At 44.6% G+C, this 13,417-nt stretch carries 12 protein-coding genes; 4 read left to right on the forward strand and 8 right to left on the reverse strand.

From position 1 onward, the window contains the following. Positions 1 to 85 precede the first annotated feature (85 nt). Entirely contained in the window at positions 86 to 943 is an 858-nt protein-coding gene (locus MP3633_RS01260) for a LysR family transcriptional regulator (protein WP_176334150.1), read from the forward strand. 122 nt (positions 944 to 1,065) lie between these two features. Here MP3633_RS01260 and MP3633_RS01265 read toward each other — a convergent pair whose 3' ends face one another. After that, a complete protein-coding gene (locus MP3633_RS01265; protein ID WP_176334151.1) occupies positions 1,066 to 1,974 on the reverse strand; it encodes a LysR family transcriptional regulator in 909 nt (302 codons plus the stop codon). Positions 1,975 to 2,150: 176 nt separating this feature from the next. Between MP3633_RS01265 and MP3633_RS01270 the strand changes: the two genes are divergently transcribed. Both MP3633_RS01270 and MP3633_RS01275 read left to right on the forward strand, forming a co-directional pair. Next, the gene (locus MP3633_RS01270) at positions 2,151 to 2,879 is read left to right on the forward strand and encodes an SDR family NAD(P)-dependent oxidoreductase (RefSeq protein ID WP_176334152.1); all 729 of its coding nucleotides are present in this window, start codon (positions 2,151 to 2,153) and stop codon (positions 2,877 to 2,879) included. 410 nt (positions 2,880 to 3,289) lie between these two features. Further along, complete coding sequence (locus MP3633_RS01275; protein ID WP_176333943.1) at positions 3,290 to 3,472, forward strand: hypothetical protein; 183 nt, start codon at positions 3,290 to 3,292, stop codon at positions 3,470 to 3,472. Positions 3,473 to 3,546: 74 nt separating this feature from the next. Here the strand turns inward: MP3633_RS01275 and MP3633_RS01280 are convergent, their stop codons facing one another. The 6 genes from MP3633_RS01280 to MP3633_RS01305 all read right to left on the reverse strand — a co-directional run bounded on the left by MP3633_RS01280 (position 3,547) and on the right by MP3633_RS01305 (position 9,688). After that, the gene (locus MP3633_RS01280) at positions 3,547 to 5,271 is read right to left on the reverse strand and encodes an ABC transporter substrate-binding protein (protein WP_176334153.1); all 1,725 of its coding nucleotides are present in this window, start codon (positions 5,269 to 5,271) and stop codon (positions 3,547 to 3,549) included. Positions 5,272 to 5,375: 104 nt separating this feature from the next. Then, positions 5,376 to 5,648 carry a DUF2160 domain-containing protein gene (locus MP3633_RS01285; RefSeq protein WP_112135557.1) on the reverse strand — a complete coding sequence of 91 codons (273 nt, stop codon included), beginning with the start codon at positions 5,646 to 5,648 and terminating at the stop codon, positions 5,376 to 5,378. An 11-nt stretch (positions 5,649 to 5,659) separates the two neighbouring features. Then, positions 5,660 to 6,583: a carbohydrate ABC transporter permease gene (locus MP3633_RS01290; RefSeq protein WP_217909034.1), complete on the reverse strand. Its 924-nt coding sequence runs from the start codon at positions 6,581 to 6,583 to the stop codon at positions 5,660 to 5,662. Between the two features lie 9 nt (positions 6,584 to 6,592). Continuing rightward, positions 6,593 to 7,462: a carbohydrate ABC transporter permease gene (locus MP3633_RS01295; protein WP_176334154.1), complete on the reverse strand. Its 870-nt coding sequence runs from the start codon at positions 7,460 to 7,462 to the stop codon at positions 6,593 to 6,595. After that, complete coding sequence (locus MP3633_RS01300) at positions 7,452 to 8,597, reverse strand: ABC transporter ATP-binding protein (protein WP_176334155.1); 1,146 nt, start codon at positions 8,595 to 8,597, stop codon at positions 7,452 to 7,454. Before MP3633_RS01300 ends, MP3633_RS01295 begins: the two co-directional genes overlap by 11 nt. 2 nt (positions 8,598 to 8,599) lie before the next feature. Next, complete coding sequence (locus tag MP3633_RS01305; protein WP_176334156.1) at positions 8,600 to 9,688, reverse strand: ABC transporter ATP-binding protein; 1,089 nt, start codon at positions 9,686 to 9,688, stop codon at positions 8,600 to 8,602. A 305-nt stretch (positions 9,689 to 9,993) separates the two neighbouring features. Between MP3633_RS01305 and MP3633_RS01310 the strand changes: the two genes are divergently transcribed. Then, on the forward strand, positions 9,994 to 12,000 hold the full coding sequence (locus MP3633_RS01310) for a sigma-54-dependent Fis family transcriptional regulator (protein WP_176336685.1): 2,007 nt from the start codon (positions 9,994 to 9,996) through the stop codon (positions 11,998 to 12,000). Between the two features lie 626 nt (positions 12,001 to 12,626). On the opposite strand, the gene MP3633_RS01315 is transcribed toward MP3633_RS01310, so the two are convergent. Then, positions 12,627 to 13,382 (reverse strand): GntR family transcriptional regulator, encoded by a 756-nt coding sequence (locus MP3633_RS01315; RefSeq protein ID WP_176334157.1) that lies wholly within the window; start codon positions 13,380 to 13,382, stop codon positions 12,627 to 12,629. Positions 13,383 to 13,417 lie beyond the last annotated feature (35 nt).

Below are 13,417 nucleotides of genomic sequence, written 5' to 3' on the forward strand. Positions count from 1 at the left end.
GAACTCATTATTACTGCTTGTTTTTGTGAAGACTAACGAATAGTTTTGATGCCTCCCATTCTAAATAGTGATAAATGGTTTCGTCATGGATATTGATGCACTTCGTAGTTTCATTGCGTTTGTCGACACGGGTAGTTTTACGCGTGCAGCCAAGCAAACTTTTCGCACACAAAGCGCCATCAGCATGCAAATGAAACGGCTCGAAGAAGACACGGGTCACAGCTTGTTTGTGAAGGAAGGGCGAAATCTCGCGCTGACGGAACAAGGTCAGCAATTGGTGAGTTATGCCAGACGACTGGTGTCATTACACGATGAAGCGCTTGGGCATTTTTCGGCGCATTTACAGCATCCACCTTTAACCATTGGCTGCCCAGACGACTACGCCGAATCGATTTTACCATCCATGGTGGATTTCATTCGACGGGAGCTTCCTCAACAAAGCCTGCGCATTGTTTGTGATTGCAGCACACAATTGCGTTTGATGTTGGATCAAGGAAAGATAGATATCGCCATTTTGACTCGTTCACCAGATGCTGAAGAAGGGTATTTGCTTAAGCACGATATAGGCGTTTGGGTAAAAGGCGACGATGCAACCTACGCAGAAATAGAAAACCAAACGCCGCTCTCTTTGCTCTTGTACGAACCGGATTGCAAGTTCCACAGCACGGCCATTGATGGTTTGGAAAAACAAGGTCGAGAATATCGGTTGGTGTGCAGCAGTTCCAGCGCGACGGCAATAAAAAGTTTATTACGACGTGGTCAAGGTATCAGTGCGATGGCGGTTTCCAGTGTTTCCTATGGATTGGACATTATTGAAAATTCGAACCTGCCGGCCTTACCATCTGTCGATATTGTACTCGCGGTGGCACCTGTTCCTCATCCTGTATTTGGATCGCATTTGGCGGCCAAATTGAGCCAACGTTTTTTTCAGGAAAAACATTAGGTGCTGGTTGGCTAGCGTCACTCGGCTTTTTTTGTTGCTACTTGTTGTGTTTAGCTTAACAGGTGATCTTCCCGCTTTTGCCTTATATATTGATGGAGACTTTTTAATTCATACTTGAATGGCTAATCAAACTTGAGTGTTTGATAAAGCGCTTCCCAGATACTAGTGGAAGCGCGACTGCGATAGTTGCGCCCTAAACAGACTAGATTGATTGGGTCTGTACTAGGGTGTTTCCAGTCGGTCAGTATAGGAATAAGTGCTTTTTGCTCAATGTCTTTGCGGATGAGCAATGGGTCAATCATGACGATTCCTAGCCCTAAGCGAGCCATTTCAACAAGCGCTCTGCTATCATCTGTTGTAATGTTACTCTGTATTTGAATGCTTTCTATTCGGCCATCACCATTATCGAAAGGCCAATTTTTTAACTCTATGTTGCTGTTTTTAAAGACTAAACATTGATGGTCGCTTAATTCATTTGGGTGTGTCGGAGTGCCGTATATTTCAAGGTACTCTGGACTTGCGTACCAGCCCCAGCGTTTCTCGCCTATTTTTCTTGCTACTAGGGATGAATTTGGCAAGTGCCCAATTCGGATGGCAATGTCTACTTGTTCTTCAATCAGGTCTATATATTTGTCGCTTAAACTCAGTTCTAGTGAAATATTAGGATATTGCTCTCGTAGTTGGCTAAATAAAGGTAACAAATAATGTTGACCAATGAGCGAAGAGCAGCTGATTTTTACCTTTCCCGATGGTGTGAAATCTAGATCTTCCATGACTCGTTGTGAGTCTTCTATTAGAGCTTTAAGTGGCTGACTGGCATCTAATAAGGATACCCCCGCTTCTGTTAGGCTTAATTTACGTGAGCTTCGTTGAATGAGTCTTTGCCCTAAGTGAGCTTCGAGTTGCTGGATTTTTTTACTCACCGACGAACGTGGTAGATTGCATTGTATAGCGGCGGCTTGAAAGCTTCCTAAGCGGATCACTTCCTGAAACAAATACAGATGAGAAAGGTGGTTCAGTAAGGCTTTCATAGGTGTATTTTCTTATAGTAAATAGGCAAGCGAAAGAAACAGAATAAGGGATGTATCTGAATATTGAAAGTTCCAATAGGGAAACTTAATGTTTCTTTATTGGTATCTAATTAGAAACTGTAAAAAGCCATAACATGTGTGTTTGTTCTCTCACATAGTTAGGGTAAATAAATAACATGAACCAAAAAACATTTCTTATTACAGGTGCGACATCGGGTATCGGTTTTACATTAGCTAAGCATTGTATCGATTTGGGGCATAACGTGATTATTACTGGTCGAGACCAATCTAAGTTGGATCGAGTGTCAGTGGCGCTTGGTGTGACTGGGTATCTTGTAGACAACGCGGATATGGGACAAATTCGCTGGTTAGGTGAAACCTTAAAAAGCGAAGGCAAAGTAATTGATGGTGTTGTATTAAATGCTGGTATTTTTTACCCCGATGTCTTTTCTGAAACGACGCCAGACGCATTTGATACAACCATGACAATTAATACTAAAGGACCTTTTTTCACCTTACAGGCGCTTCTACCTAGTCTCGCGAAACCGGCTAGTGTGGTGTTTATTTCCAGTATTGCGGTGACAAAAAGCTTTGAAGGTTGTGCCACGTACGCTGCCAGTAAAGCGGCATTTGAGGCAATAGTTCGTGTGGCGAATATGGAATTGGCGAACACAGAAGTGCGAATTAATATCGTACGTCCAGGTGTGACGGCGACAGAAATTCAATCTAAAGCCGGCATGACGAAAGAGCAGGAAGACTCTTTGTTTGAAAGCCTTCGGGCAACGCCATTAGGTCGCGGGTTAAACTCGGCTGACCATGTCGGTGCTATTATGTACCTATTGGGTGATGATTCTATCGCTCTGCGAAATGCAGTGATAGAAGTGGAAGGTGGTTACCTTCTTTAAACAAACAAATAAAAAACGAAAGTCGTTTCTGGCTTTCGTTTTTTTTTCTTATTAAGTTACGACGCTTTTAAATATAGATTTTCAGCGACATCATTAAGTTGATGGTCTCGTGGATGGAAGCTGCCTGATGTGGTCTTTAATTGGGACGTGTTTTACAAAAAATGCGCTAATCACAGTGTAGTGATGTGCTTAACGTAAACTTTAAAGAATTTAATTTTGGTTGCTGAGATAAAGTTCGGATTGGCTAAAGCACTCGTAAGTGTTTCATTAGAAAAGACTTAGTGCGAAGTATTTGACCCAAATTAATAAAGGTTTTAATTTTTCACAGAAATTTTCTGATTTATGACAGTGTAACCTTTAAAAGTTAGCTATGTTTAGTAGTCAAAACGCAGTTTAAGGAGAGAGCTAGCATGAAAAAACAGGACGAAGGCATGACACATTTGGTCAATTTACTCGAAGATTTAGAGAAAATCTCACTTCAAGATATATCTCAAATTCCACTTTCTCAGCAGCACATACTGGCTGAAAAAATCGAAAGTTTGCAGGACGAATTGAAAGTACTGGTAAATAAAGAAAAATCCTCAACTCATTAAGCTAGACTTTCCATATTTTGCTTAAAAAAAGACCGGCCTAAGCCGGTCAAACGTTCAGAGAGTGTAAGGTGATATTATTCCCAAGAGCGAATTAAATCGTCATAGGAAACAGTAACGCCTTGTGGTTTTTCATTCGCCAATTTCGGTTTTGGCGAACCTGGTTGAGCCAACCAGTAAGCTTCGTCACGTGGCGTATTCATTTTTGGTCCACATAGAGGCTGTACGTTAGCACGCTCTAAACGTTCCATTACTTTGTCTTGTGCCGCTGCTAGACCGTTCAAGGCTTCTTGAGGTGTCGCTTCGCCACTGGCTGCTTGAGAAATGTACTGCCACCAAAGCTGAGCTAGCTTAGGATAATCAGGTACGTTAATTCCAGTTGGAGACCACTGTTTACGAGCTGGTCCTTTGTAGAACTCTACTAAGCCACCCAATTTAGGTGCTGCAGCCGCCATTTCAGGTGAGTTGATATCCGACTCACGAATAGGCGTTAGACCTACTAAGGTTTTCTTCAAAGAGACTGTTTTAGATGTTGTGAACTGAGCGTACATCCATGCCGCTAGACGACGATCGTCTGGCGTTGAGTTCATGAAGGTCCAAGCGCCAACGTCTTGATAGCCTTTTTTCATGCCTTCTTCCCAATATGGCCCAACAGGAGATGGTGCCATGCGCCATTTCGGAGTGCCATCTTCGTTTACAACAGGAAGACCTTTAGTCGTCATGTCAGCCGTAAACGCGGTGTACCAGAAGATTTGCTGAGCGATGCCACCTTGAGCTGGTACAGGACCAGATTCAGAGAATGTCATGCCTTGCGCTTCTGGTGGCGCGTACTTACGCAACCAGTCTACGTACTTTGTCGTTGCATAAACGGCCGCTGGGCCATTGGTAGCACCGCCACGAGAGACGCTTGAACCAACAGGTGAACACGCATCTTTGATACGAATACCCCATTCATCCACAGGCAAACCATTTGGTGTACCCTTATCACCCGCACCCGCCATAGAGAACCAAGCATCGGTGAAACGCCAGCCAAGAGACGGATCTTTTTTACCGTAATCCATGTGTCCATAAATGCGTTCGCCATCGATGGTTTTCACTTTATCAGTGAAGAATTCAGCGATGTCTTCGTAAGCAGACCAGTTTACTGGTACGCCAAGTTCGTAGCCGTAAATAGATTTGAATTTCGCTTTTAGGTCAGGGCGAGCAAACCAGTCAGCACGGAACCAATAAAGGTTAGCAAACTGCTGTGTTGGCAATTGGTAAAGTTTACCATCTGGGCCTGTCGTGAAATCTAAACCGATAAAGTCGGCAAGATCCAGTGTTGGCAACGTGTAATCTTTACCATCACCCATCATCATGTCAGAGATAGGAACGACTTTACCGTAACGGAAATGCGTACCGATCAAATCAGAGTCGTTTACGTAAGCATCATAGATATTACGACCAGACTGCATTTGCGTTTGCAGTTTTTCGACGACGTCACCTTCTTGAATAAGGTCATGGTTGACCTTAATGCCAGTGATTTCTTCGAAAGCTTTGGCTAATACTTGAGACTCGTATTGGTGCGTTGTTAGGGTTTCTGACGCAACATTGATTTCCATACCGCGGAATTTTTTCGCGGCGTCGGTAAACCAGTGCATTTCGTCAAGCTGTTGTTTTTTATTCAACGTGGAAACAGTAAATTCGTTATCTACCCATTTTTCTGCTGCGTCAGAGTATGCATCGGCCCAAATATTGGCAGAGTGCAACATAACAGCAAAGGGTAAGGCGGCTAGTGCAATTTTCTTCTTATTGTAGCGCATGTTTTACCTCAACAAAGTTTAGTTTTTTTATTGGCTTCCGTGCCAGATAATCCATCGTTCCTATTGATTAGGGACGCTGATGAGAGAAAGTACGAATACTTTCTCTAGCCCCAACGCATTAGGATAATCATCCAAAATGCGCACAGGACGGTTACCACCGCGATGTTCACATCCGTTAAAGCAACGAATGCGAGGTGGATAAAGGCGCTGCTGAGCAGGCCTATGAATAAGCGATCTCCTCGAGTGGTTGCCAGTGGTAAAAAACCACGACGTTCCACACAAGGTGAGACAATTTGCCATGTGGTCATACCGACCAAGATCACAGCAATGCCGATAAAGAATAGAGCAGTAGGTAATGTCCAAGACATCCAAGCCATAATGATTCTCCTTACACTCGACCAAGGGCAAAGCCCTTCGCGACATGGTTACGAACGAAATAAATGACCAACATTCCTGGCAGAATAGTAAGCACACCCGCCGCAGCGAGAAGACCCCAATCCATTCCTGAAGCCGAAACGGTACGCGTCATAATAGCGGCGATAGGTTTGGCATCGACCGACGTTAACGTACGCGCCAATAGCAGCTCTACCCAAGAGAACATGAAGCAAAAGAATGCCGTCACACCGATACCAGAGCGAATCAAAGGAATGAAGATACGCACAAAGAATTTTGGAAAAGAGTAACCATCGATATAGGCGGTTTCGTCAATTTCACGAGGCACGCCACTCATAAAGCCTTCCAAGATCCACACAGCTAGAGGCACGGTGAAAATACAATGAGCCAGTGCCACCGCAATGTGTGTATCGAACAAGCCGACTGAAGAGTACAGCTGGAAGAAAGGCAGTAAGAACACCGCTGGTGGTGCCATACGGTTTGAAAGCAACCAGAAGAACATGTGCTTATCACCAATAAACTTATAGCGGCTAAAGGCGTAAGCAGCAGGTAATGCGACCAATAAGCTAATGACCATATTCATGGAAACGTAAAAAATCGAGTTGACGTAACCCATGTACCACGTTGAATCACTAAAAATCTTGGCGTAGTTTTCCCAAGTGAAATCTGCAGGGAAGAAAGACAAGCCGCTGAGAATTTCAGTATTGGTTTTAAATGACATGTTGATGAGCCAATAAATAGGCAATAGCAACAAAATCACATAGAGCACCAGACCAAAGCGGCCGCGAGTATTTGCATTGCGGGCTTTACGCTCCGCACGGCTATAAACCGGGGCTTGCTCCTTGGTGACTTTATAGCCGTGTGATGCTCCTCCATGAGAATCATTATTGTGTGATATAGGTGTTGATGATTGAGTCATGATCCGCTCCTACTTGTCTTTTTGCATGTTCATGATGGTGGTGTAGAAAACCCAACACACGAGCAAGATGATTAAGAAGTACACCAATGAGAATGCCGCGGCTGGACCAAGGTCAAACTGTCCTATGGCTTGCTGTACTAAGGCTTGGCTCAAGAATGTCGTTGAGCTGCCAGGACCACCGCCGGTTAATACAAACGGTTCGGTGTAGATCATGAAAGAATCCATAAAGCGCAATAACATGCCGATGACTAAAACATTCGCTAGTTTAGGCAGTTGGATATGGCGGAACACCGCCCACCGAGAGGCTTGGTCAATTCGTGCCGCTTGGTAATACACTTCAGGGATTGCACGTAAACCGGAGTAGCATAAAAGGGCTATCAAGGGAGTCCAATGCCAGACGTCCATTAATACTACGGTTAGCCAGGCATCCGTCGGGTTGGAGGCATAATTATAATCGACACCGATATAATTCATAAACGCACCGAATAACCCAATGTCTGCACGACCGAAGATTTGCCAAATAGTACCGACTACGTTCCAAGGAATTAGCAGAGGGATAGCCACTAAGATCAAAGCCAACGATGCGCCTCGGCCCTTGGTTGGCATCATCAAGGCAACACAAATACCCAGCGGGACTTCTATTGCAAGAATGGTGATGGAATAGATAAATTGGCGCAGCAATGCTTCGTGTAAGCGGCTGTCTAACATGACTTGTTTGAACCACTCTGTGCCAACGAAGTAGCGCGTCTGAGGATCAAATATGTCCTGTACCGAATAGTTCACTACGGTCATCAAAGGGATGATGGCAGAGAAAGCAACAATAAGGAAAACAGGCATAACAAGGAGCCACGCCTTATTGTTTTCGACTTTAGTTTGCATGGTCGGTCTCCTTATCGTTATTGATAGCAGTAGCGACAGCTTGAATACTTAGGTCCACCAGGTATTCATCCACATAGACCTTTGTCCACTGCTCCGGAAAGCTCACATAGATTTGTCCAGAAGGTACTTGTTGGTCTTCGCTAAGGCGTGCTTTCATTATTTGACCATTGAACAAGAAAGATAAAATCTTGTAAGTGCCAAGGTCTTCTACGAAATCCACTTCTACTGGAAAAGCATCGTTATTCTTACCATCCCAAACATGAACAAACTCTGGACGAATGCCTATCTTGATGTTGCTGGCGTTCATGGCTTTTAAACGCGTAAGCATGGCGCCGCTGGTGGCTATTTCATGGCCGCCAAAGGTCAGCGTGTCGTTTAGCTCGACGTCTAAGAAGTTCATGCCTGGACTACCAATAAAGTAACCAACAAAGGTATGAGCCGGATTTTCAAACAATTCTCGTGGTGTACCGAATTGGACGATTTGTCCGTTGTACATCACCGCGATTTTATCGGCAAAAGTAGACGCTTCGAGCTGATCGTGAGTCACATACACCATGGTGATGTTGAACTGTTCATGGATTTGCTTGAGCTTACGACGCAATTTCCATTTCAACTGAGGATCGATAACCGTAAGCGGTTCATCAAACAAAATTGCCGACACATTGTCGCGAACCAAACCGCGACCCATAGATACTTTTTGTTTCTGATCGGCCGATAAGCCTTTGGCTTTGCGTTTTAGTTGGTCAGACAGTTCGAGGATTTCCGCGACTTCGTAGACTTTTGACTTCACCTTGTATTCTGGCACGCCGATGTTTCGTAGCGGGAATGCCAAATTATCAAATACTGTCATGGTGTCGTACACCACGGGAAACTGGAAAACCTGTGCAATGTTGCGTTCTTCCGGTTTCAATTCGTTGACGCGTTTACCATCAAACAACACTTCGCCGTTGGACGGTTTTAACAGGCCAGAAATAATATTAAGCAGTGTGGATTTACCGCAACCTGATGGACCAAGTAGCGCAAACGCGCCGCCTTGTTCCCACACATGCGTCATTTCACGAATGGCGTAATCTTCGGGTTTGGTTGGGTTTTCTGTATAGCTGTGTGCTAACGCATTTAACGTAATAGAAGCCATGATTATTGATCCCTCATTCGTGCTGGGGAATGCACCATCTTGCCTTGTGCGTCAAAGGCATAAAGCTTGTGCGTCGGGAAGTAGACCTTAATTTCTTGATCCACCTGATAAGCGTGAACCCCAGACAAATGCAGCACCAAATCAAAATGTGGATTGTGAACATGTAGGAAGGTTTCCGAGCCGCTGATTTCTGCAAGATCGACACGCACAGGCAGTTCTAGGTCATCGTCTGAATGAGGGACTAAACCGATGTGTGACGCGCGCACGCCAAATTGATATTCACCTGGAGTAAGGCGACGCAAATCGCTGTTTAAGCGAAAATGCACCGTGTCATCGAAGGTAACTTCTTCTTCACTGACTCGGCCTTGTACGACGTTGATAGGTGGTTCAGAGAACATCTCAGCAGTAATAATATCTTTTGGTTGATGGTAAACCTCGGCCGTTGGCCCCATTTGCAATAAACGACCTTCGTTCAAGACCGCGGTGTTGCCGCCCAGCGCCAACGCTTCGTTGGGTTCTGTGGTCGCGTAAATAGCGATGCAATTACGTACTTTAAAGAGCGCGCGTAACTCTTGGCGTAGCTCTTCGCGTAATTTGTAATCGAGGTTAACCAGTGGTTCATCGAACAAAATAATTTGAGAGTCTTTTACTAAGGCTCTTGCCATCGCGGTACGTTGTTGCTGTCCACCAGACAGTTGCAGAGGCAAACGATCAAGAAAAGGGTCGATACGAAGCATTTCAGCGGTTTCTCGTACGCGACGATCCACTTCTTTTTCATCCATCTTGGCTAAACGAAGCGGTGATGCGATATTTTCGTATACGGTGAGGTTGGGGTAGTTGATAAACTGTTGATACACCATGGAAATGTTGCGTTCGCGAACGGCTACACCGGTCACGTCTACCCCATTCATGAGGATCTTTCCTTTGGTTGGTCGGTCAAGACCAGCCATGAGTCGCATGAGCGTGGTTTTACCAGACAGCGTTCGTCCAAGTAAAACGTTGAAAGAGCCAGGTTCGAGCGTTAAGTTAACGTCGTCAATCCAAGTCTCGCCTTCAACAACACGCGATACATTCTGCAGCGTCAGAGACATTGTCAGTACCTTTTTTGTTGTTATTGTTTTTATATGTGGTCCTGTTTTTGGCTTTTTATGGCTCAAAAGTGAACACACTTTATGAATAAATACGTTGCAGAAGACATGCCAAAAATATTTTCATTGCCTAAATAAATTTTAATCTATTGATTTTTAATACTTTTATTTCATTTTATGGTTATTTCATGTGGTTTTCACTTTCGAACAGGGACTGTTCAGAGGTGTTCAAAGTGTTTACAGTTCCCCATTACAATGAACATTTCGTGCACAGTAGTGGCGTTTGCCTTGCGGTGCTGGAGTTGGAAATGCAAGACGAAGAAGAACAACAACAAAAAACCGCTGGTGCACCTGTAGGCATAGACGCTGAATGTGACACGAGTCTTACTCAGACTCACAAAGATCGGATTCAAGCGTCTTGGTATCGTTGTGAGCAATTTGGACTCGATCACAGCAGTCGTCCAGATTTTGCGACTTTACCGAAAGGCACCTTGAGCGATTTGATGGACCAGCACCGTAGCTTGCTGGAAACCACGGAAAACGAAGTGCTGCCGTATTATGAAAATATTCTCAGCAATTCGGCCTGCATGATTGTTTTAGCCGATCGTCAAGGGCATGTATTGAATACCTGGGGTCAACCACGTTTTGGCAGTGCGGAAGAGCACGGTTTAATTGGCGGGAACCAATGGACTGAAATGGGCGTTGGAACCAATGCCATTGGCACGGCGCTGATTACAGGTGAAGCGATTCAAGTTGGCCGTGACGAACACTTTTTACGCGCCAATCGTTTTATGGTGGGCTCAGCGTCGCCTATCTACAACGCTAAAAATGATTTAGTTGGTGTGCTGGACATTTCCTCCGATGCGTACCTGCCACAAGATCATACTTTTGGTATGGTGAAGCTCATGTCTTTGAGTGTTGAAAATCGTCTGATTTTTTCGGCGTTTCAGCAAGAGCATTTTATCCTGAGTTTTAATACCAATGTGGTCAGTTTAGACAGTCATTGGTCGGGTATTTTGGTGCTCGATGAAAACGGCACTATTGTGTCGGCGAATCGTCGTGCCGAAGTGGTGTTAGCGCGAGATCTGGCTTTGCTCAATATAAATCAAATTTTTGATATTGAAATGCGTGAAATTAAGCATCATCCCTTTAGTTTGCCAATGAAGTTGATCGCCATGGGGCGTTACCAGTTTTATGTCAAAGTGATTCCGCCAGTACAGCAAATTATGCGTGTTCCTGACTTCCGTCAACGTGCCGATTATGTCGCCCCTTCACAGGCTGAACCCATGGTTATAAATGAAGAAACTTTGCCGATCGAGAAGATGAGTAAAGTGGAAAATACGGTGTTGATAAATATACCTGATAACGTTATTCCATTGGCGGAATTACAACATGGCGACGAACGTGTAGAGCGCTTGGTACGTCAATCTCACAAGATCATGGAAAAGGACATTCCCATCTTGATTCATGGGGAGACGGGCGCAGGCAAAGAAATATTTGTTCGCAGTTTGCATTATCACAGCTCTCGCGCCAAAGAGATGTTAGTAGCGGTAAACTGTGCTGCGATTCCCGCGGAATTGGTTGAATCCGAACTTTTTGGTTACGAAAAAGGCGCGTTTACAGGGGCTCAAAATAGAGGCTCAATTGGCCTGATTCGTCGTGCTCATCGTGGCACTTTATTTTTGGATGAAATCGGTGAAATGCCGATGGCCGTTCAATCTCGTTTATTGCGCGTTTTACAAGAAAGAGTGGTCACACCGCTGGGTTCTACTGATGTGTATCCGGTTGATATCAAGCTTATTTCTGCCACCAACCGCACACTCAAAGAAGAAGTCAAAGAAGGGCGTTTCCGCCAAGATTTATATTATCGAATTTCCGGTTTAAACATAGAGTTGCCAGCGCTACGCGAGCGATCCGACAAAGCGGAATTGATTCAGTATCTTCATAATCGTTTACGCAAAGAAGAGCCTGGCCCTGCTTTATCACAAGCCATGGTCAATCTTTTGGTGAAACACCCTTGGCCCGGTAATATGCGACAACTGGCTCATGTGCTGAAAGTCGGCATGGCGATGGCAGATGAAGAAGTACTGGAGGATTGGCATTTGCCTGATGACTTCTTTGATGATTTAGACGCGATAGGGCAATCCGCTATGGCTGAATCTAGTCCAACGACAGGGCAAAATGAGCCATTAGAACGGCTGATTCCTCGGCTGTTAAATGAGTTTAAAGGCAATGTTTCACAAACCGCAAAAACGGCGGGAGTGAGCCGAAATACGGTGTATAAGTATGGGAAATTGAAAGACGAATCAGAATGACGATCATTTTATTTTATGTAGTCAACCTCCCAATAAGGGTGATCACCTTTAAGCTTATCTGTAATGAAGTCTAGAAACACACGCACTTTTGCTGGTAAATGACGACGCTCAGGAAAAACGGCATAAAAAGTGTGTGTTGGAAGTGAGTGGTTTTCAAAAAATGCACTGAATTTTATGAATACCTTAAGTTTTAGTACTTTAAGAAAAGGTTTTTATTATTACCTGAGGCGTCTGTATTTTTAATTACAAATATCATGTACTTTTTTTCTAGTAACTTGCTATCAATATAGAACACAAGAGCAAGCGATAAGGAGAGGCCGTTCCACTTTGTAAAGGTGTAAAGCCATCTTAACGACGTTGTGTCTTTTTTGCTTCTATTTCGGATCTATATACAGGGGATTGTTAACGCAGCGTTGTGTTACATAATTGCAGAAGGCATTGAAACCAAAGGCGACAGCGAGAAAATCAACCACATCGGCATCCATCTTCATCAAGGCTGGTATCACGGTCGCCCCATGAGTGCCGAAAAATCACGGCGTATACGGTGTAGTGTTAACGTATTCATTCCGCTAAGAAAAAGACGTTGGCTGGTTAAGTGATCTATTTACTAAGATTAGGCCTTTGTCTTAAAGCGTGTCTCGAATCTCCGCAACGAAGTCGTAGGAATCACCAGGGAACCATGAACGAGTAAATTCGACGTGGGTACCTTCGTGATTGATGCCGGTTCGTTCTATGTACAATGCTGCACTGAGCTGAGGAATGTCCAGCAAACTCGCCCGTTGTTCATCAATACTCACGGCACGCAGTCTTTGTAGCGCTCGGACCGGTCGGCAACCTTGCTGTTCTAATAAATTGTAGAGCGACCCTTCCATAGCAAATGGGTTAAGAATATAGCGACTAGGAATGGTGGCTAACTCTAGTGCCATGGGTTTGCCGTCCGCGTAACGTAAGCGATAAAAACGCACCACTTCTTGGTCTGGCGCCAGTTTAAGCGCTTTGCACTCGTCTTCGTGAGGCATGCCTAAAGAGCGGTCCAACCACTTTGAAGTGATGGTTTTACCACGCGCTTCCATGACTTCGGTAAAGCTGCGTAAATGGTTTAAAGGCTGTTCAACCCGTTCACTCACAAAGGTACCCGCGCCTTGGCGCTGAGTTAAGACTTCGTCTTTGATAAGCTCATCAATGGCCCGTCGAATGGTCACGCGAGAAACGTCCAGATACTTAGCAAGATCGCGCTCAGGCGGTAAGGTATCCCCGCCGGAAACTCGCTCTTCAGTTATGGCGGCTTGAATGGCTTTCTTAACTTGAATGTAGAGCGGTATGCCTTTTTCTCGCAAGGTCTCAGGCGCACCAAATAATGAATTAACCCGATTTTGACTCATTCTATTTTCCAAAGGGGAGTGCCCCATATTGTCAA

It is taken from the genome of Marinomonas primoryensis (assembly GCF_013372285.1).
GTDB lineage: Bacteria > Pseudomonadota > Gammaproteobacteria > Pseudomonadales > Marinomonadaceae > Marinomonas > Marinomonas primoryensis.